Here is a 25043-nt window from a genome sequence, read left to right as displayed (position 1 = left end):
AATGTTCTGGGGGGGAGGGGTGTTTGAGGCACCGAGGGGGGGGGGGCCGGGGTCGGGGTGGGGCGTGTGGGTCGGGAGGGGCGATTCGGGCTCCAACCCGAATCGCCACTCACGACCAACGCGGCCGTCACTCGTCCCGGTGGCCGGGATGGCGCGCCGCTGACCTGCGCTGTAGGTCTGGGACGCGGGAGCCGTCCGGCTCCCGATCCCGGAACAGCGGAGGCACGGAAATGACCCGCCAGATGAGCACCGCCATGCGTGACTGCATCGACCTGTGCAACGAGTGTCACGTCCGGTGCGAGGAGATGATGACGCGCTGCATGGAGGTCGGCGGCGCCAAGCTCGGGATGATGATGGTGACCTGCGCGGACATGTCCCGGATGAGCGCCGACATGATGATGCGCTGCTCGGCCATGGTCGCCGACCTCGAAATGATGCGCATGTGCGCGAAGATGTGCGGCCTGGCCGCCCAGATGATGCGCATGTGCGCCCAGGAGTGCGCCAAGACCGGTGACGCCGAACTCGCCGACGCCGCCGACATGATGACGCGCTGTGCCGAGCTCTGCGGCACCATCACCGCCGAGATGATGATGGAGAACGCCTGATCGCTCCGGACGCGCCCGGGCACGTCGGGTGTCCGGGCGAATGACACAAGTGACGTGGTCGGCCTGAAGTAGACGCGCGCCGAACACGCCAGGTACGGTGTGCGCACAACTACAGACAGGGCCGTTGAGCTGGAGCGGGAGAGCCCTCACGAACGTGGTGGGGCACCGAAGGAGCAAACTCCCCGGAATCTCTCAGGTATCCACTACCGCTTCCGCGAGGCCACTCTGGAAAGCAGGCGCGCAAGTGCGTCTCACCCAAGGTGAAAGCCGCATCACTGTGCGGTGAAACTCTCAGGTGCCATGACAGAGGGGGAGTTCCCAGCGCACCGGTCTATCCGGCGCCTGACCCAAGGAGCTCCCTTGACCAGTACGTCCTTCGACGACCGGCACATCGGCCCCTCGGAGTCCGAGCAGGCCAAGATGCTCGCCGAGGTCGGTTATGGCAGCCTCGACGCCCTGGTGCAGGCCGCCGTGCCGTCCGCGATCAGGGTCACCCGTGACCTCGAACTTCCCCCCGCCGCGTCCGAAGAGGACGCCATCGCCGAGCTTCGCGCGCTCGCCGCGCTCAACAAGCCGATGACGCAGATGATCGGCCTCGGCTTCCACGACACGGTCACCCCGGCGGTCATCCGCCGCAACGTGCTGGAGAACCCGGCCTGGTACACGGCGTACACGCCGTATCAGCCGGAGATCTCGCAGGGCCGTCTCGAAGCGCTGCTCAACTTTCAGACCATGGTCTCCGAGCTGGCCGGTCTCACCACCGCGAACGCCTCCCTGCTCGACGAGTCCACCGCCGTCGCCGAGGCCGTCATGCTGATGCGTCGCGTGTCGAAGGCGAAGTCCAACAAGGTCGTCCTCGACGCCGAGTGCCTGCCGCAGACCATCGCGGTCGTGCGCACCCGCGCCGAGGCGATGGGCGTCGAGGTCGAGGTCCGCGACCTGCTCACCGGCCTGCCCGAGGAGTTCTTCGGCGTCGTCGTCCAGTACCCGGGTGCCTCCGGTGTGCTGCGTGGCGCGGGCTTCTACTCCGCTATCTCCGAGACCGCGAAGGCCGCCGGCGCGCTGTACACCGTCGCCGCCGACCTGCTCGCCCTCACGCTGGTCACCGCGCCGGGTGAGTTCGGCGCCGACATCGCCGCCGGTTCGACCCAGCGTTTCGGTGTCCCGCTCGGTTACGGCGGGCCGCACGCCGGGTACATGGCCGTCCGCGCCGGGCTGGAGCGTTCGCTGCCGGGCCGTCTCGTCGGGGTCTCGGTCGACGCCGACGGCAACCCCGCGTACCGCCTCGCCCTGCAGACCCGTGAGCAGCACATCCGTCGCGAGAAGGCGACGTCGAACATCTGCACCGCGCAGGTCCTGCCCGCCGTGCTGGCCGCGATGTACGCGGTCTACCACGGTCCGGACGGCCTCAAGCGCATCGCGACGCGCGTCCACGAACTCGCCGCCGGTCTGGCCGCCGCGCTCCGCAAGGGCGGCGTCGAAGTCGTCCACGAGGGCTTCTTCGACACCGTTCTCGCCCGTATGCCCGGTCAGGCCGAGGCCGTCGTCGCCGTGGCCCGCGAGCACGGCATCAACCTCGGCCCGGTCGACGCCGACCACGTCCGCATCGCCGTCGACGAGGTCACCACGCCCGCGATCATCGCCAAGGTGCTCAACGCCTTCGGCATCGACGCCGCCGACACCGAAGGCGCCCGCGCGCTGCCCACCGGCCTCGACCGTGAGAGCGAGTACCTCACGCACGAGGTCTTCCACTCGCACCGCTCCGAGACCGCGATGCTGCGGTACCTGCGCGGCCTGTCCGACCTCGACTACGCGCTCGACCGCGGCATGATCCCGCTCGGTTCCTGCACGATGAAGCTCAACGCCACCACCGAGATGGAGCCGATCAGCTGGCGCCAGTTCGCGGGGATCCACCCGTTCGCCCCGGCCGAGGACGCCGAGGGCTACCACGTGCTGGTCGAGCAGCTGTCCGGCTGGCTGGCCGAGGTCACCGGCTACGACAAGGTGTCGCTGCAGCCGAACGCGGGCAGCCAGGGCGAGCTCGCCGGTCTGCTCGCGATCCGCGCCTACCACCACGCCAACGGTCAGACCGAGCGCGAGGTCTGCCTGATCCCGTCGTCCGCGCACGGCACGAACGCCGCCTCCGCCGTCATGGCCGGGATGCGCGTCGTCGTGGTCAAGTGCACCGACGAGGGCAACGTCGACCTCGACGACCTGCGCGCGAAGGTGGACGCCCACCGCGACACGCTGTCCGCGATCATGGTCACGTATCCGTCCACGCACGGCGTGTACGAGCACGCCATCGACGAGCTGGCCAAGATCGTCCACGACGCGGGCGGCCAGGTCTACGTCGACGGCGCGAACCTCAACGCCCTGCTGGGCCTGGCGAAGCCGGGTGAGTTCGGCGGCGACGTCTCGCACCTGAACCTGCACAAGACCTTCTGCATCCCCCACGGTGGCGGCGGCCCCGGCGTCGGCCCGGTCGCGGTCCGCGCACACCTCGCGCCGTACCTGCCGAACCACCCGATGCTGGCGAAGGCGGGTCCCGAAACCGGTGTCGGCCCGATCAGCGCCGCCCCGTTCGGCTCGGCGTCGATCCTGCCGATCTCCTGGGCGTACGTCCGCATGATGGGCGCGGGCGGGCTCACCGCCGCGACCCAGGTAGCGGTCCTCGCCGCGAACTACGTGGCCAAGCGCCTCAACCAGCACTACCCGGTGCTCTACACCGGCCAGGACGGCCTGGTCGCGCACGAGTGCATCCTCGACCTGCGCGGGCTCACCAAGGAGACCGGCGTCAGTGTCGACGACGTCGCGAAGCGCCTGATCGACTACGGCTTCCACGCCCCGACCATGTCGTTCCCGGTCGCCGGCACGCTGATGGTCGAGCCGACGGAGTCCGAAGACCTCGGTGAGATCGACCGGTTCTGCGACGCGATGATCGCCATCCGCGCGGAGATCGACGCCGTCGCCCAGGGGCGCTGGTCCGCGGACAACAGCCCGCTGCGCAACGCCCCGCACACCGCGGAAACCCTGGTCGGTGCCTGGGATCTGCCGTACGACCGCGAAGTGGCGGTGTACCCCGCCGGAGTGAATCGCAAGGCCAAGTACTGGCCCCCGGTGCGCCGCATCGACGGTGCGCGAGGGGACCGTAACCTCGTCTGCTCTTGCCCGCCGCTCAACGCCTACGAGAACTGAGGCACTTGATGTCGAAAGAGACGTCCCTGCACGGAGTCCACAAAGGACTGGGTGCGCTGTTCACCGACTTCGCGGGCTGGTCGATGCCGATCCGCTACAGCAGCGAACTGGCGGAGCACAAGGCCGTCCGCGAGGCGGCCGGGCTGTTCGACCTCTCGCATATGGCCGAGATCGAGGTGACCGGTCCGCAGGCCGCCGACACCCTCGACTTCGCGCTGGTCGGCAACCTGTCCGGCGTCAAGCCGGGCCGGGCGCGCTACACGATGATCTGCGACGAAAACGGCGGTGTCCTGGACGACCTGGTCGTCTACCGCCTCGCCGAGGAGAAGTTCCTCGTCGTCGCCAACGCGGGCAACGCCGACGTGGTCGCGGAAGCGCTGGCCGAGCGGGTTTCCGGCTTCGACGCGGTCGTGGAGAACAAGTCCGAGGACGTGGCGCTGATCGCCGTCCAGGGCCCGAAGGCCGTCGAGATCCTCGGCGCGGTCACCGACGCCGACCTCGGCGCGCTCAAGTACTACGCGAGCGTCCCGGCCGCCGTGAAGGGTCACGACGTCCTGCTGGCCCGCACCGGCTACACCGGCGAGGACGGCTTCGAGCTGTACGTCCCGGCCGGTGAGGCGCCCGCCGTCTGGCGCATCCTCACCGACGCGGGCGAGCCGCACGGGCTGCTCCCGGCCGGTCTCGCCTGCCGCGACACCCTGCGCCTGGAAGCCGGGATGCCGTTGTACGGCAACGAACTGAGCCTCCAGCTGAGCCCGTTCGAGGCAGGCCTCGGCCGCGTCGTCAAGTTCGAAAAGCCCGGCGACTTCGTCGGCAAGGCCGCGCTCGAAGAACTGTCCAAGAAGGACGTTCCCCGGGTGCGCGTCGGGCTCAAGGGCTCCGGCCGCCGTGCGCCGCGCCACGGCTACACGGTCCTTTCCGGTGAGACCGAGATCGGCGAGGTCACCAGTGGTGCCCTCTCGCCGACCCTGGGTTACCCGATCGCCATGGCTTATGTCGACCGGGAACACAGCGAACCCGGCACCGAGCTCTCCGTCGACATCCGGGGTCGGATCGAACCCGTCGAGGTCGTCGCCCTGCCCTTCTACTCCCGCGCCTGAAAGGCCCTCGAACGACCATGAGCATCCCCCAGGACCTGAAGTACACGAAGGAACACGAGTGGCTGCGCGTCGAGGACGGCGTCGCCACCGTGGGCATCACCGCCTTCGCCGCCGAATCGCTCGGTGACATCGTGTTCGTCCAGCTCCCCTCGGTCGGTGACACGGTCACCGGCGGCGAGGTGTTCGGCGAGGTCGAGTCGACCAAATCCGTCAGCGAGCTGTACGCGCCCGTGGACGGCGAGGTCGTCGAGGTGAACGAGACCACAACGGACACCCCCGAGGTCATCAACTCGGACCCCTACACCGAAGGATGGCTCCTGAAGGTGCGTCTGTCCGGCGACGTGCCCGCCCTGCTCGACGCCCAGGCGTACGCCGTGCTCACCCAGGAGAGCTGAGATGTTCAATTCCTCCCTGTCCGAAGTGGACCCCGAGGTCGCCGCGGCCGTCGCCGCCGAACTCGACCGTCAGCAGTCGACCCTGGAAATGATCGCGTCGGAGAACTTCGCCCCGGTGGGCGTGCTCGAGGCGCAGGGTTCGGTGCTGACCAACAAGTACGCCGAGGGCTACCCCGGCCGTCGCTACTACGGCGGTTGTGAGCACGTCGACGTCATCGAGCAGCTGGCGATCGACCGCGCGAAGGCGCTGTTCGGCGCCGAGCACGCCAACGTCCAGCCGCACTCGGGCGCGCAGGCCAACGCCGCCGCCATGGTCGCCGTGCTCAACCCCGGTGACACGATCCTCGGTCTCGACCTCGCCCACGGCGGTCACCTGACCCATGGGATGAAGATCAACTTCTCGGGCAAGCTCTACAACGTCGTCGCCTACCATGTCGACAAAGAGACCGGGATCGTCGACGTCGCGGAGATCGAGCGGCTCGCCAAGGAACACAAGCCGAAGCTGATCATCGCGGGCTGGTCGGCGTACCCGCGTCAGCTCGACTTCGCCGAGTTCCGCCGCATCGCCGACGAGGTCGGCGCGAAGGTCATGGTCGACATGGCGCACTTCGCCGGTCTCGTCGCCGCCGGGCTGCACCCGAGTCCGGTGCCGTACGCGGACATCGTCACCACGACCACGCACAAGACCCTCGGCGGCCCGCGCGGCGGCATCATCCTGTGCCGCCAGGAACTCGCCAAGAAGATCAACTCGGCGGTGTTCCCCGGCCAGCAGGGTGGCCCGCTGGAGCACGTCATCGCCGCCAAGGCCGTCGCGCTGAAGGTCGCCGCGAGCGAGGAGTTCCGCGAGCGCCAGCAGCGGGTGCTCGAAGGCGCGAAGATTTTGGCCGACCGCCTTTCGCGCACGGACTGCGCCGAAGCGGGCGTCCGCGTTCTGACCGGCGGCACCGACGTGCACCTGGTGCTCGTCGATCTGGTCAACTCCACTTTGGACGGTCAGCAGGCCGAGGACCGGCTGCACTCGGTCGGTATCACGGTCAACCGCAACGCCGTCCCGTTCGACCCGCGCCCGCCGATGGTCACCTCGGGTCTGCGGATCGGCACCCCGGCGCTCGCGACCCGCGGCTTCGGCGCCGAGGACTTCGCCGAGGTCGGCGACATCATCGCCGAGGCGCTGCGCCCCGACTTCGACGAGGCTCTGCGCCAGTCGCTGTCCGCCCGCGTCGAACTGCTGGCCAAGAAGCACCCGCTGTACGCGGACCTCAACCGATGAGCGCGGTCCCCGAGGGGCGCAAACTTCTCCGGCTCGAAGTCCGCAACGCGCAGACCCCGATCGAGAAGAAGCCACCGTGGATCAAGACCCGCGCGCGGATGGGCCCGGAGTTCACCGAGCTCAAGGGTCTGGTCAAGCGTGAAGGTCTCCACACCGTCTGTGAAGAAGCGGGCTGCCCCAATATTTACGAGTGCTGGGAAGACCGTGAGGCGACGTTCCTGATCGGTGGGGATCAGTGCACCCGTCGGTGTGACTTCTGCCAGATCGACACGGGCAAACCGGCGGCGCTGGATCGGACTGAGCCGCGCAAGGTGGCGGAGTCGGTGCAGGCCATGGGTTTGCGGTATTCGACGGTGACCGGTGTCGCGCGTGATGACCTGGCCGACGGTGGCGCGTGGCTGTACGCCGAGACTGTGCGGCAGATTCACGCGCTGAACCCCGGCACCGGCGTCGAGTTGCTGATCCCGGACTTCAATGCCGACCCCGACCAGCTGGCCGAAGTGTTCGGCTCCCGGCCGGAGGTGTTGGCGCACAACGTGGAGACGGTGCCGCGGATCTTCAAGCGGATTCGCCCCGGTTTCCGGTACGCGCGGTCGTTGGAAGTCATCACGAAGGCGCGTGAGGCTGGTCTGGTGACGAAGTCGAACCTGATCCTGGGTATGGGTGAGACCCCGGACGAGGTGGGTCCGGCGATGAAGGATCTGGTCGACGCGGGCTGCGAGATCTTGACGATCACGCAGTATCTGCGGCCGTCGCCGCGGCATCATCCGGTGGACCGGTGGGTGAAGCCGGAGGAGTTCGTCGAGCATTCCGACGCGGCCGAGGCGATGGGTTTCGCGGGTGTGATGGCCGGACCGTTGGTGCGGTCGTCGTATCGGGCGGGGCGGTTGTTCGCGCAGACCAAGGCCCATCGTGGTGAAGCGTTGTCGGAGAACCTCGCCCACTTGGCCGCCGAAGGCCCCGCAGCACAGGAAGCCAGCTCACTGCTGGCCAGATAGGAAGGAGGGCAGATCAATGGCGATCAGCGTCTTCGACCTGTTTTCGATCGGCATAGGCCCCTCCAGCTCCCATACCGTGGGCCCGATGCGGGCGGCGTTGACCTTTGTGGACGGTCTGGCCGCCGACGGCGACCTGCCCGCCACGACCCGCGTCCAATCGGAGCTTTTCGGCTCGCTGGGCGCGACCGGGTTCGGGCACGGCAGTGACAAGGCCGTGCTGCTCGGGCTTTCCGGGGAGCGTCCGGAGGAGATCGACACCGAAACGGTGCCGGGCAAGATCGCCGAGATCCGGGAATCGGGCTGGCTGCGGGTGCGAGGCGAGCACGAGATCGTGTTCGTCGAGGACACCGACCTGACCATGCACCGGCGGAAGTCGCTGCCCGCGCATCCGAACGGGATGATCTTCCGCGCGTTCGACGCCGATGGGAAGGTGCTGCGCGAGCGGACTTACTACTCCGTCGGCGGCGGCTTCGTCCGCGACGAGTCCTACGAGACCGACACCGTCGTCGTCGAGGACTCGACTCGGCTGGAATTCCCGTTCCGCACCGGTGCGGATCTGCTGAAGCACTGCGAGGACACCGGGCTGCCGATCAGCGAGATCATGCTGCGCAACGAACTTTCGTGGCGTACGCGCGAGGAGGTCCGTGAAGGCCTGCTGGAGATCTGGCAGGTCATGGTGGAATGCGTGCGCAACGGCTGCGAGCACGAAGGCGTCCTGCCTGGCGGGCTGAAGGTGCCGCGCCGGGCGAAGGCGTTGCACGAGAAGCTGCTCGCCGAGGACGGCGTCGGTGATCCGCTGTACGCGATGGACTGGGTGAGCCTGTACGCGCTGGCGGTCAACGAGGAGAACGCCGCGGGCGGCCGCGTCGTCACCGCCCCGACCAACGGCGCCGCCGGGATCATCCCCGCCGTCCTGCACTACTACCAGCGGTTCATCCGCGGGTCGTCGGACGACGGCATCGTGACGTTCATGCTCACCGCGGGCGCGATCGGCTCGATCCTCAAGCAGACGGGCTCGATCTCCGGTGCCGAGGTCGGCTGCCAGGGCGAGGTCGGTTCGGCCAGCGCGATGGCCGCCGCCGGGCTCACCGAGGTCCTCGGCGGCTCGCCCGCGCAGGTGGAGAACGCCGCCGAGATCGGCGTCGAACACCACCTGGGGCTGACCTGCGACCCGGTCGGCGGGCTGGTACAGATCCCGTGCATCGAACGCAACGCCGTCGGCGCGTCGAAGGCGATCCACGCCGCTCGGATGGCGATGCGCGGCGACGGTTCGCACATCGTGACACTGGACAAGGCGATCAAGACGATGCGTGAGACCGGCGCCGACATGAGCGTGAAGTACAAAGAGACCTCGCGCGGCGGCCTGGCCGTCAACGTCATCGAATGCTGACCCCGCGCATTTCGTCCTCTGGTTGCGGTACATGCGTGCGCAAGTACCGCAACCAGAGGACGAAACGCGGACGGCCTAAACTCGGGGGGTGGAATCGAGCACGGTCGTGAACGCGGGTGACGCGCTGTTCCGCCCGGTGCGCGCGGGCAACGCCTTCGAGGAAACCGTCGAAAGGCTGCTCCAGGCCATCCGGCTCGGGGTGGTGGGCGCGGGGGAGCGGCTGCCGTCGGAACGGGAACTCGCCGACCGGCTCGGCGTCAGCCGGGTGACACTGCGGGAAGCGATCCGCGCGCTGGCCGACGCCGGCTACGTCGAATCGCGGCGCGGGCGTTATGGCGGCACGTTCGTCAACGACGTCCTGCCCGATCCTCCCGCCGCCGACGCGCGGAAGGTCGACAACGCCACCCTGGAGGACGCGCTCGGCCTGCGGCACGTCCTGGAGACCGGCTCCGCCGAGATGGCGGCGTCGCGGTCCCTCACCCCGGCCGACCGGCAGCATCTGACCAGCACGCTCGCCGAAGCCGCCGCCGCCTCCCTCGGCGATTACCGGCGCAAGGATTCGCGGCTGCATCTCGCGATCGCCGAGGTCACCGCGTCCGGTTCGCTGACCATGGCGATGGCCGACGCGCGGACGCGGGTCAACCAGCTGCTCGACATGATCCCGCTGCTCGAACCGAACCTCGAGCATTCCAACGCCCAGCACGAGGCCATCGTCGACGCGATCCTCGCCGGGGACCCCGAAGCGGCTCGCCGGGCGATGACCGAGCACGTCGAAGGCACCGCTTCACTGCTTCGCGCCTTCCTCGCCTGACCCCCGCCCGTCACCCCTCGCCGCATTTCGTCCTCTGAATGCGGTGGTTCGTGATGCCAACTACCGCATTCAGAGGACGAAACGCGGGGAGACAGGACACGATCCGGTGATTTTCTTACAACCTTTTCCCCCGGTCGGCCGTCTTACCCGGCGTGGAGAACCCGGATGACGAAACCGCACCCGAGTCGGAGACCACGGCCACCCCGGCGCCGGAAGGGAAGAAACGCAGGTGGCGCCGGATCGCCGCTTGGACGTTCGGCCTTCTGATCGGCATCCCGGTCGCCGCGTTCGGGATCGCGTACGTCCTGCTCGACGTCCGCAGCCCCCAGGAAGTGCTCGCCGACCTCGACAAGACCGTCGTCCTGCAGAACGCGGACGGTTCCGAACTGCTCAAGGTGGTCCCGCCCGGCGGTGACCGGCTTTTCGTGCCCTACGACGCCATCCCGCCGAAGCTGCGCGACGCGATCGTCGCGACCGAGGACCCGACTTTCTGGGATAACGAGGGCTTCGACCTCACTGGACTCGGCCGTGCGCTGGTGACCGGCGTCGGCGGCGGCTCGGGGATCACCCAGCAGTACATCAAGAAGTCCACCGGCAACGAGGACGCCACCCTCACCCGCAAGTTCTCCGAACTGGTGCTCGCCACGAAGATCACCCAGCAGCAGACCAAGAAGGAGATCTTCGAGAGCTACATCAACATCATCTCGTTCGGCCGTGGCACCTACGGCCCGGCGTCGGCGATGAACGCCTACTTCGGCCGCAAGCTCGACAACTCGATGACCTGGAGCGAAGCGGCCTTCCTCGCCGGGATGATCCAGTCGCCTTCGGTGCACGACCCGTACGCCTCCACCCACGAGCACGCCATGAAGCGCTGGTCGTACGTGGTGAACAAACTGGTCGCCCGCGGGTACGTCAGCCAGGCGGAAGCGGTCACGATGACCTATCCGGAAGACGCGATCCAGGCGCCGTCGGAGACCCGCGCCGGCCGCGTCACCTACGAGAAGTACCACCTCAAACAGCAGGTCCTCGCCGAGTTGGAGCAGGTCGGTTTCCCGCTGGACCGGCTCCGCGGCGGCGCGATGAAGGTCGAGACGACCATCGACCCGCGTGCGCAGGACTCGGCCGAGAAGGTGCTCAAGGAACGGCTGCAAGGGCAGCCGGAGCACTTCCGCGCCTCGCTGGTCGCCGTCGAACCCGGGACCGGCGCCATCCGTGCCTACAACGGCGGCGGCTGGAGTGTGCACGATTACGCGGGCACTCCATACGGCACCGGTTCGGCGTTCCACCCCTTCACGCTCGCAGCCGGGCTCAGGCAGGGCGTCAACGTGGACGAGCCGCTGAAACCACCCGCACAGGTCGACTTCCTCGGTGAGACCTTCAAGTTCCAGGATCAGTGCGGTGAGGCCGGGAAGTGCACGTTGCGCGAGGCGCTCGCACAGGACGCCCAGGGCCCGTTCGTCGACCTGGCGAAGAGGCTCGGCGCGGAAACGGTCCGGAACGGCGCCCGCGCGGCGGGCATCCCGGAGACCCTCGACGGCGCGGTGACCTTGCGCGAGAAGGACGGGTTCCTGATCGGACCCGGTATCGCGGTCGGCCGGTATCCCTTGCGGCCCAGCGACATGGCCGGTGCCTACGCGACCTTCGCCGCGGAGGGCATGCGCGCCACCCCGCATCTGGTGTCGAAGATCCGGGACGAGCACGGCGAGATCGTGTGGGAGCGGCCGCCGGACAAGGTGCCCGGATTCGACGACGACGAGGCGCTGAGCCGCCGGATCGCCGGCACGATCAGCCGTGTGCTGATCACGGGGCTGCCGGATCGCCCGGCGGCGTTGAAGACCGGCGACGTCCGGTTCAACGAGACCGACGACAACGCCGGTGGCTGGGCGGTCGGTTACACACCACAGCTTTCGACGGCGGTCTGGGTCGGCTCGGACGAGCCGCGCCGGATGCGGGACGCCGCCGGCGAGAAGCTGACCGGCAAAACGATCCCGGCCGAGATGTGGCAGCGCTTCATGAGCGGCTATCACCAACGACTTCCGGTGCGGTGGCCGGAAACCGCCGCAACGCGGGCGGTTCCGGCACCGACTCTGGCGCCGTCTCGGTAAAGGCTCGTGAGTGGTAATGACGGTTCTAACCGTCATTACCACTCACGAGCCGACCTGGCAGCGTGCCGATCAGGACTTCACGAGCGCGATGGTCAGCCCGTCGTAGCCCTTCGCGCCGACGGTCTGGAACGCCGTCGCGTCGACGCGTGGTTCGGTGGAGATCATCTCGTGCAGCCGCCGGATCCCCTGGACGTTCGGGTCTTCGCTGGCGGCGTTGGCCACCGCGCCGCCGCGGACGACGTTGTCGACCACGATCACGCCGCCGGGCCGGACGATCTTCAGTGCCGCTTCGAAGTAGGCCGGGTTGTTGACCTTGTCGGCATCGATGAACGCCAGATCGATCGGGCCCTCGACCGACGGCAGGAGGTCCAGCGCCTTGCCGACGCGAACGTCGACCAGCCCGCCGAGCCCGGCCGTGTCGATGTTCCCCCGCGCGACGGCGGCGTGCTTCGGGTCGAATTCGAGGGTGACGAGCTTGCCTTGCGGCGGCAGGGCGCGCGCGAGCCAGATCGTGCTGTAGCCGCCGAGCGTGCCGATCTCCAGGATGGACCGCGCGCCGATCATCCTGGCCAGCAGGTTGAGCAGCTTCCCCTGGTTCGGCGCGACGGCGATCGAGGGGAGCCCCGCCTCGTCCGAGGCCTTCAGCGCGGCTTCGAGAGCGGGATCGGACGGGACGAGCACCCCGGACAGGTACTCGTCCACTTCGGACCACAGTTGCTGTGACATGGCACCTCCGCCGCCAATCTACCCGCGATCAGGCGGCGCGGCGGCCGGCTTTCGGGATGACCAGCGGCGTCCCGGTTTCGGGGCACGGCATGACCCGGCACGGCAACTCGAAGATCTTTTCGACGTTGTCGGCGGTCACGACCTCTTCGGGTGCTCCGGTCGCCAAGACCTCTCCGTCCCGCATCGCGATCATGTGCGTCGCGTACCGGGCCGCGTGGTTGAGGTCGTGCAGCACCGCGACCAGGGTGCGGCCCTGTTCCCGGTGCAGTTGCGCGCACAGGTCGAGGATGTCCATCTGATGCGCGATGTCCAGATAGGTCGTCGGCTCGTCGAGCAGCAGGAGGTCGGTCTCCTGCGCGAGCGCCATCGCCATCCACACGCGCTGCCGCTGGCCACCGGACAGTTCGTCGACCAGTCGCTCGGCGAGGTCGTCGACCCCGGTGGCGCGCATGGACGCCGCGACCACGGTGGCGTCCTCACGGGACCACTGGCGCAGCAGGCGCTGGTGCGGGTACCGGCCGCGGGCGACGAGGTCGGCGACGGTGATGCCGTCGGGCGCGATCGAGCTCTGCGGCAGCAGGCCGAGCCGCCGCGCGACCTCCTTGGCGGGGAACGAGCTGATCACCTGGCCGTCGAGGAACACCGAACCCTGGCGGGGTTTGAGCATCCGCGCGAGCGCGCGCAGCAGGGTCGTCTTACCGCAGGCGTTCGGGCCGACGATGACGGTGAACGACCGGTCGGGGATGACCACCCCGAGGCCTTCGGCCACGGTCCGGCCGTCGTAGGCGAGCGTCAGCGCGTCCGCGTGCAGGCGGGACGTCGTGCTCTGCTCGATGAGGGTTTCCACGGTCTCCACGCAGGTTAGGCTAACCTAGGCGTCCGCTTTTGTGGTGTTCCGTAGGTCGCAGTCGGCTCACAACCTCCGCCGATGACATCATGAGGCGTGGAGGACTACCGGATAGTCGCGGACGAGATCTCCGCCGATGTCGAGGCCGGCAGGCTCCGTCCGGGTGACCGGCTGCCCCCGCAGCGGAGGTTCGCCCGCGAACGCGGAATCGCGAACTCGACCGCCGCCAGGGTGTATGGCGAACTCGTCCGGAGAGGCGTCGTGGTCGGTGAGGTCGGCCGCGGCACGTTCGTCCGCGCCGCGAGGCCGCCGCTGGAGCCCGCACTCGCCGAGCCTGGCGGCGCGCTGATCGACCTCGAACTCAACTTCGCCGTCCTCCCGGAGCAGACCGCGCTGGTCGGGAAGGCGCTGGAACCGCTGCTGCGTGACGACGTCCTGTCGGCGGCGCTGCGGCCAGGGAGCGTTACCGGCTCGAAGCAGGCCAGGGACGCCGTCGCGGGGCTGTTCGCGAAGGACGGTTGGGCGCCTGAGGTGCTCTTCGCCGGTAGCGGCCGCGAGGCCATCGCTGCCGCCATCGCCGCCTTCGTGCCGATGGGGGAACGGCTCGCCGTCGAGGCGATCACGTATCCCGTGGTCAAAGCACTCGCCGGACGGCTCGGCGCTCAGCTGGTGCCCATCGAAACCGATGACCAGGGGCTCGTGCCCGAAGCGCTGGAAGCCGCGCACGCCGCCGCACCCGTCCGCGCGCTCTACGTCCAGCCCACCTTGCACAACCCGCTCGGGTCCACAATGGACGAAGGACGGCGCGCCGCGCTGGCGGAAACCGTGCGCCGGATGGACATCCCGGTGATCGAGGACGGGATCTACACCTTCCTCCGGCCCGAGGTCCGCCCGTTCGCGACGTACGCGCCGGAACGCACGGTGTTCACCGACAGTATGTCCAAGCGGCTCGCCCCCGGGCTGACCACCGGCTTCCTCGCCGTGCCGTCGGAATGGACGGAGCGGCTCGCCGCGGCGGTGCGCTCGGGCGGCTGGGTCGCGCCCCGGTTCGCCGTCGAAGCCGCCACCCGGTGGATCACCGGCGGCACCCTGGAAACGGTCGAGCGGGCCAAACGTCTCGACGCCGCCGAACGCCAGCGGGTGACGGCGGATCGGCTGGCCGGGTTCACGCTGCGCGCGGATCCGCGGGCGTATCACTGCTGGTGGGAACTCCCCGAGCACTGGCGTGCCGAGACTTTCGTCGCCGCGGCAGCGCGACGCGGGATCGCGGTCACCCCGGCGGCCGCGTTCGCCGTCGTCCCGGGGCACGCGCCGAACGCGGTGCGGCTCGCGGTGTCGTCTCCGCCGCTGGACACGTTGGCGGCGGCCCTGGACGTCCTCGCCGGGCTCGCTGCCGGGCGTCCCGAAAACGACGGCGTCGACTAACGCCCGCATTTCGTTTTCTGAATGCGGTACTTGCGCGTGCAACTACCGCATTTAGAGGACGAAATGCGTCAGGGGCGGGGGCCGGGAGCCCACTTGCCGATGAAGCTGCCGCAGGTGACGGTCTGCCCGGTGAGCCGCGACCGCAGCGCGTTTTCCATCCCCAGGTAGTCGAAGATCGGCGCGTCGGCCGCGACCTCGGCGGGCACCGGACCGCCCTTGGTCAGCGTCGGCATGCTCACGGTCTGGAACAGCACCAGGTAGTCGCCGTCGCGGTTGAGGTCGTCGGCGGCCGCGAGCATCCGTTCCGGAGCGTCGGCGACGATCTCCAGCGGCAGCGGCCATTCCAGCGGAAACGGATTGCGCAGGCCGAAGGCGGGGTAGGCGAACGGATTGTCGGGCAGGACCGCCGTGCGCCCCGCGGGGTATCGCGTGACGCAGTCCCGGATCTGGGATATGTAAGTGAAAGTGCCCGGGTTCGTCCGGATGCCGCGCATCGACGGCGTCACCGTGCCGAGGTCGCCGGTCAGCTTCTCGTGCGCCATGTCGAGGTACGCCGCTTCGTCGTGGTGTGCCACCACGGCCCAGCCCGACGCCAGCACCGCGACCAGCCCCATCGCCGTCGCGCCCGCCAGGCTGATCCGCCGGGACGGCGCGGGCATCGGCGGCAGCGTGTCCGCCAGCAGCAGGACCGACGTCAGCGCCAGGGTTCCGGTGAACAGCGTCGGGGTGTCGTTTCCCCACGACAGACTCGTCATGAAGCCGGTCGCGAAGACCAGCGCGCCCATCCGCGGGAACCGCCGCGCCGCCACCCAGTCGACCAGCAGCGCCACACCGAGGATCCACCAGAGGACGTCCGCCCAGCGGGACGCGCCGGTGAAATGTCCATCCACGACGGTGCCGACCACCACCGCCACACCCGCCAGGACCAGCAGCCGCGCGAGGATCGCGCCGGCGGTTCCGGCGCGGTCGCGGAAGAGCGCGAGCAGGGCGAGAAGCAGGCCCGCGATCGCGAAGAAGGTCAAGCCCCGCACCGGTGGCAGCATAAGCGTCTCGGGATTTTCCACCCACAGCCCGAGGAGTCGTTCGCCGTACGCGGGGAGGCCACCGGTGAGCTGCTCGGCCATCGCGCCGAGCCCGCCGTCGAACGCGACGATTCCGAGATAGAGGAGAAGGAAGGCGCCGAGCGCCAGCAGATCCCACGCCAGCCGTCGCCACCAGCGCCCGGTTAGGAAAGCGCCTTCCCGTGTCGAAGGATGCGACAGCAGCCAGATCAGCGCGATCAGCGGTACCGGCGCGAAACTCTGTTTGACGAACACCGCGGTCCCCAGCAGGACCAGCCCGAGCCGTCGTGGCCACGCCTTGCCGTTGCGCAGTCCCGAATCCAGTGCCCAGGCGCCGCAGGCGGTGAGGAAGATCCCGTCGATCGTGTGCCATGCCATCAGCGGGAAGGCGTTGAGGTTCAACAGCGACGCGGCCGCTGTCAGCCCGGTGAGTCCCGGCCCCCAATCGCGGACGCGGCGCCGGGTGACCAGCACGGCGAACGCGATGGTCGCCAGGATGATCTCCAGCATGCTGAGCACGCTGGAGACGAAGAACAACGGTCCCGGCAGGACGAAGTCGACGATGTGCAGGTACGCCGAACCCAGCGGCCGGGCGGAGATGATGTCGGAGTGCGGCACCTCGCCGTGCAAGACCCGCCACGCCTGGGCGAGGATGAAACCCTGGTCCGAGGGATGGAAACCGAAGCGCCCCACGCGCAGTTCGGTGGCGACGGCGAGCGCCAGCACCCAGGTCACATGCAGGGAAAGCCGCAGCACTGTCCTGGACGGACGTACCACTGCCGCGTCCGGTGCGGTCGGCAGCGGGGGACTGGCGACTTCCACACTGCCCCTTCCCGGCTCGTCCCTACCTCGGCCCGTGCCCGCCGACCCCGGCGTATCGGAAACCGATGGTAGCGGCCGGGGGCCTTCCCCGATCGAGCCCGGCCGCGGGGACGTCAGGGACGGCGGCGCCAGACGAGCTTCGTGACCGCGCCCGCGACGGACGCGAGCGGAGCCTTCCTGGGCAGGCCACGGCTTTCCGGAGCGGACTCCGGCATCGCCCGGTAGACGAGATGCGCGAAGAACCGGGTCGTCTTGGGTGCGACGAGGGTCACCAATTCGGCGGCCTTGCCTTCGGGCAGGTTCAGGATCTCCGGTCGTTCTTCGAGCGCCTTCACCACGAGACCGGCGGCGCGCTCGGGCGAACTCGCCGGCATGCCGCGGTAGGAGCCGGTCGGCGCGATCATGTCGGTGCGCACCAGCGGCATTCGCACGGAGGTGAAGGTGATCCCGTCGGAAAGCGTTTCCCGGCCGGCGGTCAGCCCGAACTCCTCCAGCGCCGCCTTCGAGGCCAGGTAAGCGGAAAACCGCGGGGTGTCGGTCTGCAGTCCTTGGGTGGTCACGTTGACGACGTGGCCGAAGCCGCGTTCCGTCATCGACGGCAGCAGGCCGAGGATCAGCCGTACGGGCCCGAAGTAGTTGATCGCCATCGTGCGCTCGAAGTCGTGGAACCGTTCGGTGGACAGCGAAAGCGAGCGCCGGATCGAACGTCCCGCGTTGTTGACCAGCATGTCGACCGCGCCGTGCGCGGCGAGCACGTTCTTGACCAGAGCGTCGACCGCGTCGCCGTCGGTGAGGTCGCACGGGTACGCGGACGCCTTCCCGCCCGCCGCGGCGATCTGTTCGCGGACCTCTTCGAGTTGGTCGGCTCGCCTGGCCACGAGGATCACTTCAGCACCCTTCGCGGCGACGGCCAGCGCGGACGCGCGCCCGATCCCCGAAGAGGCGCCGGTGATCAGGACCTTGCGACCGTCGAGCGGTTCCGGCCCCGGACGGCGGCGGCCGCGATCGGGGTCGAGCCGCGCGAGCCAGTACCGGTAGAGCGGACCGGCGTACTCCTTCAACGGGGGCAAGGCGATTCCGCTGCCTTCGAGCGCCGCTGTGGTCGCGCTCGTGTCGAAGTCGACCTCCATGCTCAGATGCGGCAGGACTTCGAGCGGGATGCCGAGTTCCTTCAGCACCGCCGCGCGGGCGGAACGGCCGCCGGGAACCCGGTCGACGCCTGCCGCCGCGGACTTCGCCAGGCGGGTTCCGGCGCGTTTGAGCGCTCCGGACGATCGCGGCGGAAGGACGGCGGAGATCTTCGGCGCGCCCGCGGCTCGCGCGAAGGCGTTGTAAACCTCGTGCAGCGGCTGGGGGCGCGGCGACGCGAGGTGGTACGTGCTGCCACTGGGCGCGTCGACGTGCACGAGGTGTTCCATCGCTTCGACGACGTAGTCGACCGGCACGATGTTCGTGGCGCCGAGATCCGGGGCGGCCAGCGGAAGGCGGCGAGGCAACGCGGCGAGGCGCGAAATCGCCGGAAGGAAGTAGTACGGACCGTCGATCTTGTCCATCTCGCCGGTGCGCGAATCACCGGCCACGGCGGACGGACGGTACACGCGGAACGGCGTTTTCCCGTGCCGTCGCACGAGTTTCTCGGCCTCGAACTTCGTCGCGTGATACGGCGACGCGAAGCTCTGGCCCAGGTCGAAGTCGGCCTCGGTGAAGCGCCCGGCGTACTGCCCGGCGACCGCGATCGAAGAGACGTGGTGGAAGAGCCCGGCGTTCGCCGCGGCGGCGAACTCCAGGACGTTGCGGGTGCCGTCGACGTTGGCGGCGCGGTTGGCCGCCTCGTCCGCGGTGAGGTCGTAGATCGCGCCGAGGTGCACGACGTGGTCGAAGGTACCCACCTTGGCGGGGTCGACGCCCAGCATGGGTTCGGTCAGATCGCCGGTGACGGGAACCAGTTTCTCGTGGCTCGGAAGCTTCCCGCGTGAGGTCTCCCTCACGAGCACATGGACGGCTACGGTCTCCGGTCGCCGCAGTAGGCGCGCGACCAGGCGTTTTCCCAGAAAGCCCGTCGCGCCCGTCACGAAGTAGGTGGTCATGGCCTGCTCCTTCCGAACGGAGCAGACTCTACCTACTCAGAAGTAGGAACGGTAGTTGTCATTCGTGGTGGTCCGGATGTTCGGCCACCGCGACCACGGCGTCGCGGAGCGCGGCGCGCAGGCGCCCCACGTCCAGCGGCCCGAGTACGGCGGCCTCTCCGGGCGGCGCCACGAGCACGATCTTGTCCGCGCTCACGAACACCGTCACGTCCCTCCGCCTGCCTGCTAGATCCCGGCAGCCGACCGACCATTCGTCGCGGGGTGCCAAGGTCCTCATCCTTCCGTTTCCCATGATCTCCCTTTCTCGTCCGAGGCTGGGACGGGGCGATCCGAGGGCCGTGACGCGGATTCCCCGACGTTCCTACTGATGGGTTAACCGTGCTGGCCTTTCGTGATCGAACTCAGCGTGATCGACTTCCGGTCTCGCTAGGCCGGAAGAGGCGGGATGGGAGTAGCGTCCGAGAAAGGACTGCTTGGGAGGCCATTGATGTCCGAACCCAGGAAAATCGTCATCGTCGGAGCCGGTCTCGCGGGAGCGACGGCCGCGGGAACGCTGCGAGAACGCGGCTATGCGGGCGAGATCCTGCTGCTCGGCACCGATACGCATCGCCCGTATGAATTACCGGCGTTGTCCAAAGGACTTTTGCTGGGCAACACCGACGAACCCGATTGGGTGCACGACGCCGGTTTCTACGAAGAGAAGGACATCGCGCACCAGAGCGGGGCGACCGCGACCAGGATAGAACTCGGCGCGCGGCTCGTGGTCGACGACGCGGGCGGCGAGCACCGGTTCGACCGGCTCGTGCTGGCGACCGGCTCCCGGCCGCGGTCGTTGCCGGTCCCCGGCGGGGAGCTGCCGGGACTGCGGACCCTGCGCACTCTCGACGACGCGCTGGCGCTGCGTTCGGCGGTCAAGGACGCCGAACGGGTGGTGATCGTCGGTGCCGGCTGGATCGGGACCGAAGCCGCGGCGGCGGCCAGGGAACAGGGTGCCGACGTGACCGTGGTCGACCAGGCCGGCTCGCCGCTGCTCGCCGTGCTGGGCGAGCGGGTGTCCGGGGTGTTCAAGGACCTTCACACCGAACACGGCGTGAATTGGCGGCTGGGTGAAGGCATCGCCGGGTTCACCGGCGGTCCGGACGGGGTGACCGGTGTCCGCCTGAAGAGTGGTGAGGAGCTTCCGGCGGACGTCGTCCTGGTGGCCGTCGGTGCGGCACCCCAGATCGACCTCGCGCACGCCGCCGGACTGGAACTGTCCGACGACGGCGGTGTCTGCGCCGACGCCGGTTTGCGGACCGCCGCGCCCGACGTCTACGCGATCGGCGACATCGCCGCGCATTTCCATCCACGCTACGGGAAACGCGTGCGCGTCGAACATTGGTCGAACGCGAAGTGGCAGGGCGAGCACGTCGCCGGGAATCTGCTCGGCGAGAACGAGCCGTACCTGAAGAGCCCGTATTTCTTTTCGGACCAATACGACCTGGGCTGCGAATACCGTGGCCTCGCCGATTCCGAAAGCGACGAACTCGTGGTGCGGGGCGATCTCGTAGGGCGGGACTTCACGGCGTTCTGGTTACGGGACGGACAGGTGGCCGCCGCGATGAACGTCAACCAATGGGAGGACGGGGACGCGCTGAAGGCCTTGGTCGACGGACGCGCGACGGTGACGGCGGAGCAGCTGAGGACGGCTGATCTCACGACTCTCGCTTGACCCCTCGGAATGCCATGAAAGGTCCTTTCCTTGCAAAATTTGCAAGGAAAGGACCTTTCATGGCACGCGCGGGACCAGAACTCGGCCGCTTAAACCGCCTGAGGGGCCAAAGCCCGCGAAGACCGCGTCATGGTCCCGAAGGCCAGCAGCGCGAGCACGCCGAACGCCGCCATCGTGATCCCCATCGGGACCGCGGTGCCCGCGCCGCCCAGTCCGACCAGCGGCGTCGCCAGCCCGCCGACGACGAACTGCAGCACACCCAGCAACGCCGACGCCGAACCGGCGGACCGTGCCTGTTCGGCGAGCGCCAGCGAACTCGCGTTCGGTGCCACCATGCCGATGCTCGACACCAGGACGAACAGCGGGATCAGGAGCCCGATGAGGCTCAGCTCCATGACCACCGCGGCCAGTACGCCGAAACCGGCCACTCCCGCGACGACGAGGCCGACGGTCAGCAGCGTCCGCTCCGGGAAGCGTCCGACGATTCGCCCGTTCAGCTGGCCGACGAGCACGATGCCGATGCCGTTGAGGCCGAAGACCAGGCTGTACGCCTGCGGGCTCAGGCCGTAGACGCCCTGCAGCGCGAAGGACGATCCGGAGATGTAGGCGAACAGGCTGCCGAACATCAGCCCGGAAGCCAGCGCGTAACCGAGGAAACCGCGATCGCGGAGCAGGCCGGCGTAAGTCCGCATCACCGAACCGAACCTGGCGGGCGTCCGGCGTTCCTCGGGGAGGGGTTCCGGCAGCAGGAAGAACACGACGGCGAGCAGGATCGCGCCGAACACGGTCAGGCAGACGAACACCCCGCGCCACGAGGTCCAGTTCAGGATCTGGCCGCCGATGATCGGCGCCAGGATCGGCGCGAGCCCGTTGACCAGCATGAGCAGCGAGAAGAACTTCGTCATCGCGGTGCCGGAGTAGAGGTCGCGCACGGTCGCCCTGGCGATGACGATGCCGGCCGCGGCACCGAAGGCCTGGACGGCGCGGGCGGCGATGAGCAGGTCGGCGCTCGGGGCGAAGGCGCACAGCAGCGATCCGACGATGTAGAGCGCGAGACCCGCCACGAGCGGTTTGCGACGGCCGATCGCGTCGGACAGCGGTCCGAGGACCAGCTGGCCGAGGGCGAGTCCGATGATGAACGCGCTCAGCGTGAGCTGGACGGTCGCGTCCGCCGCGTGCAGCTCGCCCGCCATCTGCGGCAGCGCGGGCAGGTACATGTCGATGGACAGGGGCCCGAAGGCGGACAGGCCGCCGAGGATCAGGACGAACCGGGCGCGTCCGGTCGGTATCGGTCGCGCGACGGGTTCCGTCATTCGCTCGGGCGCGATGGTCATGCTCTTCCCTTCCCCAGTGATGGTTCCGCGGGTAACAACTTGTTTAGAGTAGGTAACTATTCCGACTGTGACCCATGGCACTCCGGCCGTCGATGACTGATCCGATCACTTTTCCGGACAAATCCGGGTGACCTCTAGATCTCCCCGGACGTCGTCGGGTATACATCGGATGTCTGTTTGTTGCTGTTGGAGCCGTTGATTGTTGGCGGTTCGGCCGGAAGGGAAAATCCGTGCAGCTGTTGCGTCTCGGGGAGCCGGGAAGTGAGCGTCCGTTCGTACGTGCCGGGGATGGCACGCTGCGCGACCTCGCGGGTCTGACCGCCGACATCGATGGCACCTTCTTCGCGAGCGATGGCCTCGCCAGGGTCGCGGCCGCGCTCGCCGCCGGTGAGGTGCCGGAAGCCGGCGCGGAAGCGGCGCGTGCCAGGGTCGGCGCGCCCATCGCGCGGCCGGGCAAGGTCGTCTGCGTCGGCCTCAACTACCGGCAGCACGCCGAGGAGTCCGGCGCCGCCGTACCAGGCGAGCCGGTCGTCTTCATGAAGGCTTCCGACGTCGTCGTCGGCCCGGAAGACGACGTGCTCGTGCCCAGGAAGTCGACCAAGACCGACTGGGAGGTCGAGCTCGGCGTCGTCATCGGCAAGACCGCGCGCTACCTCGACAGCGTGGAAGAGGCTCTTGAGTACGTCGCCGGGTACACCGTCTCCAACGACGTGTCCGAGCGCGAGTTCCAGCTCGAACGCGGCGGCACGTGGGACAAGGGCAAGTCGTGCGAGAACTTCAACCCGCTCGGCCCGTGGCTGGTCACCGCCGACGAGGTGCCCGATCCACAGGCACTCGGCCTGCGGCTGTGGGTCAACGGCGAGAAGAAGCAGGACTCGTCCACCAAGGACATGATCTTCTCGGTCGCCGAGATCGTGCACTATCTGAGCCAGTTCATGGTGCTGCGCCCCGGCGACCTCATCAACACCGGTACTCCGCAAGGAGTCGCGCTCGGTCAGCCGGACCCGAAGCCGTACCTGCGCGAGGGTGACGTCGTAGAGCTCGAAATCGACGGCCTCGGCCGTCAGCGCCAGAACGTGAGGCAGGCGTGATGGCGAAAATCGTCGGTATCGAGGTGCTCGACGTCCGATTCCCCACCTCGCGGGAGCTGGACGGCTCGGACGCCATGAACCCGGACCCGGACTACTCGGCCGCGTACGTCGTGTTGCACACCGACGGCGGTCCTGACGGGTACGGCCTCGCCTTTACCATCGGTCGCGGCAACGACGTCCAGGCCGCGGCGATCCGCGCGCTGGAACCCCACGTCGTCGGCCGCGAAGTACCCACCGGCGCCGCCGGGCTCGGCGAGCTGTCCCGCGCCCTGATCGGTGATTCGCAACTGCGGTGGCTCGGCCCGGAGAAAGGGGTCGCGCATATGGCGATCGGCGCGGTGGTCAACGCCGCCTGGGATCTCGCCGCGCGTGTCGCCGGGCTCCCGGTCTGGCGCTTCGCCGCCGAGATGTCACCCGAAGACCTCGTCTCCCTCGTCGACTTCCGCTACCTGTCCGACGCGCTGACCGAACAGGAGGCGCTCGACATCCTGCGCGCCGCCGAACCCGGCCGCGCCGAGCGGATCGCCAGGATCGAGCGCGACGGATACCGCGCGTACAGCACGTCTCCCGGCTGGCTCGGTTACTCGGACACGAAACTCGTCCGGCTCGCCGAACAGGCGGTCGCCGACGGTTTCGAGATGATCAAACTGAAGGTCGGCGGCAATCTGGAGGACGACGTCCGCCGGATGAAACTCGCCCGCGAGACGGTCGGCCCGGACATCCGGGTCGCGGTCGACGCGAACCAGCGCTGGGACGTCGGGACCGCCGTCACCTGGATGACCGCGCTCGCGCCGTACGACCCGTACTGGATCGAGGAACCGACCTCGCCCGACGACGTGCTCGGGCACGCCGCGATCGCCAAGGCGCTCGCCCCGATCCGCGTGGCCACCGGTGAGCACGTCCAAAACCGCGTGGTGTTCAAGCAACTCCTGCAGGCGGGCGCGATCTCGGTACTGCAACTGGACGCCGCCAGGGTCGGCGGGTTCAACGAGAACCTGGCGATCCTGTTGCTGGCCGCCAAATTCGGCGTCCCGGTGTGCCCGCACGCCGGCGGGGTCGGATTGTGCGAACTCGTGCGGCATCTGTCGATGTTCGACTTCGTGGCGGTGTCCGGCTCGGACACCGACCGGTCGATCGAGTGGGTCGACCATCTCCACGAGCACTTCACCGACCCGGCCGTCGTGGCCGGTGGGCGGTACCTCGCCCCGTCCGCGCCCGGCTTCTCCGCGCGGATGCACGACGCGACGCTGCGCCGGTTCACCTTCCCCGACGGTCCGGAATGGACGGAGACTGCCAGTGAGTGAGTTCGAAGGCCTCGTCGCCGCCGTCACCGGTGGCGCGTCCGGGATCGGCAGGGCCACCGCGGATCTGCTCGCCTCCCGCGGGGCGACGGTCGCGGTGCTCGACCTGAAACCCGCCGACCTTCCCGAAGGCCTGACCGGCTTCCGCTGTGATGTCGGTTCCGACGACGAAGTGCGCTCCGCGATCGGCGCGGTGGCCGAGCGCTTCGGCAGGCTGGACATCCTGGTCAACAACGCCGGTATCGGCGCGCAAGGCGACGTCACCGCCAACGACGACGACGAATGGCACCGGGTGCTCGACATCAACGTCGTCGGCATGGTGCGGCTGGCCCGTGCGGCGCTGCCGCATCTGAAGAACTCGCCGTCGGCCGCGATCGTCAACACCTGCTCGATCGCCGCGTGGGCGGGGCTGCCCGACCGCGCGCTGTACTCGGCCAGCAAGGGCGCGGTGCTCTCGCTGACCCTGGCGATGGCGACCGACCACCTCGCCGACAAGATCCGGGTCAACTGCGTCTGCCCCGGCACCGCGGACACCCCCTGGGTCGGCAGGCTGCTCGATTCGGCGGGTGACCCGGAAGCCGAACGGGCCGCGCTGGCCGCCCGTCAGCCGATGGGCAGACTGGTGACCGCGGCCGAGGTCGCGAACGCGATCGTGTACCTCGCCAGTCCGCTGTCGGCTTCGACCACCGGCACGGCGCTCGCTGTCGACGGAGGGATGTACGGGCTGCGTCCGCGCGGCCCGGCCCAGCAGTAGTTCTTCGCTGTCATC

General features: G+C 68.8%; 20 protein-coding genes and 1 riboswitch. Of the genes, 14 read left to right on the top strand and 6 right to left on the bottom strand.

Annotated features, from left to right (window positions below):
- Positions 1-230: 230 nt before the first annotated feature.
- The 9 genes from ACZ54P_RS08995 to ACZ54P_RS08955 all read left to right on the top strand — a co-directional run bounded on the left by ACZ54P_RS08995 (position 231) and on the right by ACZ54P_RS08955 (position 11869).
- Positions 231-605, top strand: a complete 375-nt coding sequence (locus tag ACZ54P_RS08995) for a four-helix bundle copper-binding protein (RefSeq protein ID WP_465460974.1) — start codon at positions 231-233, stop codon at positions 603-605.
- Positions 606-730: 125 nt separating this feature from the next.
- A riboswitch (glycine riboswitch) is annotated at positions 731-824 on the top strand.
- 141 nt (positions 825-965) lie between these two features.
- Positions 966-3800, top strand: coding sequence for an aminomethyl-transferring glycine dehydrogenase (gene gcvP / locus ACZ54P_RS08990; RefSeq protein ID WP_465460973.1), 2835 nt, complete (start codon positions 966-968; stop codon positions 3798-3800).
- An 8-nt stretch (positions 3801-3808) separates the two neighbouring features.
- Positions 3809-4900, top strand: coding sequence for a glycine cleavage system aminomethyltransferase GcvT (gcvT, locus tag ACZ54P_RS08985; RefSeq protein WP_465460972.1), 1092 nt, complete (start codon positions 3809-3811; stop codon positions 4898-4900).
- A gap of 17 nt (positions 4901-4917) precedes the next feature.
- On the top strand, positions 4918-5295 hold the full coding sequence (gene gcvH / locus ACZ54P_RS08980; RefSeq protein ID WP_465460971.1) for a glycine cleavage system protein GcvH: 378 nt from the start codon (positions 4918-4920) through the stop codon (positions 5293-5295).
- Between the two features lies 1 nt (position 5296).
- On the top strand, positions 5297-6565 hold the full coding sequence (gene glyA / locus ACZ54P_RS08975; RefSeq protein WP_465460970.1) for a serine hydroxymethyltransferase: 1269 nt from the start codon (positions 5297-5299) through the stop codon (positions 6563-6565).
- Positions 6562-7563 carry a lipoyl synthase gene (gene lipA, locus ACZ54P_RS08970; protein WP_465460969.1) on the top strand — a complete coding sequence of 334 codons (1002 nt, stop codon included), beginning with the start codon at positions 6562-6564 and terminating at the stop codon, positions 7561-7563. Before glyA ends, lipA begins: the two co-directional genes overlap by 4 nt.
- Positions 7564-7579: 16 nt before the next feature.
- Complete coding sequence (locus ACZ54P_RS08965) at positions 7580-8953, top strand: L-serine ammonia-lyase (protein WP_465460968.1); 1374 nt, start codon at positions 7580-7582, stop codon at positions 8951-8953.
- Positions 8954-9041: 88 nt separating this feature from the next.
- Positions 9042-9764, top strand: coding sequence for a FadR/GntR family transcriptional regulator (locus tag ACZ54P_RS08960; RefSeq protein WP_465460967.1), 723 nt, complete (start codon positions 9042-9044; stop codon positions 9762-9764).
- 152 nt (positions 9765-9916) lie between these two features.
- Positions 9917-11869 (top strand): transglycosylase domain-containing protein, encoded by a 1953-nt coding sequence (locus tag ACZ54P_RS08955; protein WP_465460966.1) that lies wholly within the window; start codon positions 9917-9919, stop codon positions 11867-11869.
- A gap of 69 nt (positions 11870-11938) precedes the next feature.
- On the opposite strand, the gene ACZ54P_RS08950 is transcribed toward ACZ54P_RS08955, so the two are convergent.
- Together ACZ54P_RS08950 and ACZ54P_RS08945 are read right to left on the bottom strand one after the other, a co-directional pair.
- Positions 11939-12595: an O-methyltransferase gene (locus ACZ54P_RS08950; protein WP_465460965.1), complete on the bottom strand. Its 657-nt coding sequence runs from the start codon at positions 12593-12595 to the stop codon at positions 11939-11941.
- A 28-nt stretch (positions 12596-12623) separates the two neighbouring features.
- Positions 12624-13451: an ABC transporter ATP-binding protein gene (locus tag ACZ54P_RS08945; protein ID WP_465460964.1), complete on the bottom strand. Its 828-nt coding sequence runs from the start codon at positions 13449-13451 to the stop codon at positions 12624-12626.
- Between the two features lie 87 nt (positions 13452-13538).
- Here ACZ54P_RS08945 and ACZ54P_RS08940 point away from each other — a divergent pair, with 87 nt between their 5' ends.
- On the top strand, positions 13539-14867 hold the full coding sequence (locus tag ACZ54P_RS08940) for an aminotransferase-like domain-containing protein (RefSeq protein WP_465460963.1): 1329 nt from the start codon (positions 13539-13541) through the stop codon (positions 14865-14867).
- Positions 14868-14935: 68 nt separating this feature from the next.
- Here the strand turns inward: ACZ54P_RS08940 and ACZ54P_RS08935 are convergent, their stop codons facing one another.
- The 3 genes from ACZ54P_RS08935 to ACZ54P_RS08925 all read right to left on the bottom strand — a co-directional run bounded on the left by ACZ54P_RS08935 (position 14936) and on the right by ACZ54P_RS08925 (position 19129).
- A complete protein-coding gene (locus tag ACZ54P_RS08935; protein ID WP_465460962.1) occupies positions 14936-16750 on the bottom strand; it encodes a hypothetical protein in 1815 nt (604 codons plus the stop codon).
- Positions 16751-16863: 113 nt separating this feature from the next.
- Entirely contained in the window at positions 16864-18837 is a 1974-nt protein-coding gene (locus ACZ54P_RS08930; RefSeq protein WP_465460961.1) for an SDR family oxidoreductase, read from the bottom strand.
- Positions 18838-18895: 58 nt separating this feature from the next.
- Positions 18896-19129 (bottom strand): hypothetical protein, encoded by a 234-nt coding sequence (locus ACZ54P_RS08925; RefSeq protein WP_173426337.1) that lies wholly within the window; start codon positions 19127-19129, stop codon positions 18896-18898.
- Positions 19130-19324: 195 nt separating this feature from the next.
- Between ACZ54P_RS08925 and ACZ54P_RS08920 the strand changes: the two genes are divergently transcribed.
- Positions 19325-20548: an NAD(P)/FAD-dependent oxidoreductase gene (locus ACZ54P_RS08920; protein WP_465460960.1), complete on the top strand. Its 1224-nt coding sequence runs from the start codon at positions 19325-19327 to the stop codon at positions 20546-20548.
- Between the two features lie 89 nt (positions 20549-20637).
- On the opposite strand, the gene ACZ54P_RS08915 is transcribed toward ACZ54P_RS08920, so the two are convergent.
- Entirely contained in the window at positions 20638-21882 is a 1245-nt protein-coding gene (locus tag ACZ54P_RS08915) for a Bcr/CflA family multidrug efflux MFS transporter (RefSeq protein ID WP_465460959.1), read from the bottom strand.
- Between the two features lie 230 nt (positions 21883-22112).
- On the opposite strand from ACZ54P_RS08915, the gene ACZ54P_RS08910 reads away from it, so the two are divergent.
- The 3 genes from ACZ54P_RS08910 to ACZ54P_RS08900 are packed head-to-tail and all read left to right on the top strand — an operon-like array spanning position 22113 to position 25028.
- Positions 22113-22973 (top strand): fumarylacetoacetate hydrolase family protein, encoded by an 861-nt coding sequence (locus ACZ54P_RS08910; protein ID WP_465460958.1) that lies wholly within the window; start codon positions 22113-22115, stop codon positions 22971-22973.
- Positions 22973-24277, top strand: coding sequence for an enolase C-terminal domain-like protein (locus tag ACZ54P_RS08905; protein WP_465460957.1), 1305 nt, complete (start codon positions 22973-22975; stop codon positions 24275-24277). Before ACZ54P_RS08910 ends, ACZ54P_RS08905 begins: the two co-directional genes overlap by 1 nt.
- Positions 24270-25028: an SDR family NAD(P)-dependent oxidoreductase gene (locus tag ACZ54P_RS08900; RefSeq protein ID WP_465460956.1), complete on the top strand. Its 759-nt coding sequence runs from the start codon at positions 24270-24272 to the stop codon at positions 25026-25028. Before ACZ54P_RS08905 ends, ACZ54P_RS08900 begins: the two co-directional genes overlap by 8 nt.
- Positions 25029-25043 lie beyond the last annotated feature (15 nt).

Source organism: Amycolatopsis sp. NPDC034160 (assembly GCF_055575355.1).
The sequence above is the reverse complement of the archived record's forward strand: the minus strand, read 5'-3'. Positions and strand labels throughout refer to the sequence as shown.

Excerpts from the sequence above, each read along its gene's own strand:
- ACZ54P_RS08995 (WP_465460974.1), top strand. The coding sequence starts at position 231 with ATGACCCGCCAGATGAGCACCGCCATGCGTGACTGCATCGACCTGTGC.
- gcvT (WP_465460972.1), top strand. The coding sequence starts at position 3,809 with ATGTCGAAAGAGACGTCCCTGCACGGAGTCCACAAAGGACTGGGTGCG.
- gcvH (WP_465460971.1), top strand. The coding sequence starts at position 4,918 with ATGAGCATCCCCCAGGACCTGAAGTACACGAAGGAACACGAGTGGCTG.
- glyA (WP_465460970.1), top strand. The coding sequence starts at position 5,297 with ATGTTCAATTCCTCCCTGTCCGAAGTGGACCCCGAGGTCGCCGCGGCC.
- lipA (WP_465460969.1), top strand. The coding sequence starts at position 6,562 with ATGAGCGCGGTCCCCGAGGGGCGCAAACTTCTCCGGCTCGAAGTCCGC.
- ACZ54P_RS08965 (WP_465460968.1), top strand. The coding sequence starts at position 7,580 with ATGGCGATCAGCGTCTTCGACCTGTTTTCGATCGGCATAGGCCCCTCC.
- ACZ54P_RS08950 (WP_465460965.1), bottom strand. The coding sequence starts at position 12,595 with ATGTCACAGCAACTGTGGTCCGAAGTGGACGAGTACCTGTCCGGGGTG.
- ACZ54P_RS08930 (WP_465460961.1), bottom strand. The coding sequence starts at position 18,837 with ATGACCACCTACTTCGTGACGGGCGCGACGGGCTTTCTGGGAAAACGC.
- ACZ54P_RS08925 (WP_173426337.1), bottom strand. The coding sequence starts at position 19,129 with ATGGGAAACGGAAGGATGAGGACCTTGGCACCCCGCGACGAATGGTCG.
- ACZ54P_RS08920 (WP_465460960.1), top strand. The coding sequence starts at position 19,325 with ATGTCCGAACCCAGGAAAATCGTCATCGTCGGAGCCGGTCTCGCGGGA.
- ACZ54P_RS08915 (WP_465460959.1), bottom strand. The coding sequence starts at position 21,882 with ATGACCATCGCGCCCGAGCGAATGACGGAACCCGTCGCGCGACCGATA.
- ACZ54P_RS08905 (WP_465460957.1), top strand. The coding sequence starts at position 22,973 with ATGGCGAAAATCGTCGGTATCGAGGTGCTCGACGTCCGATTCCCCACC.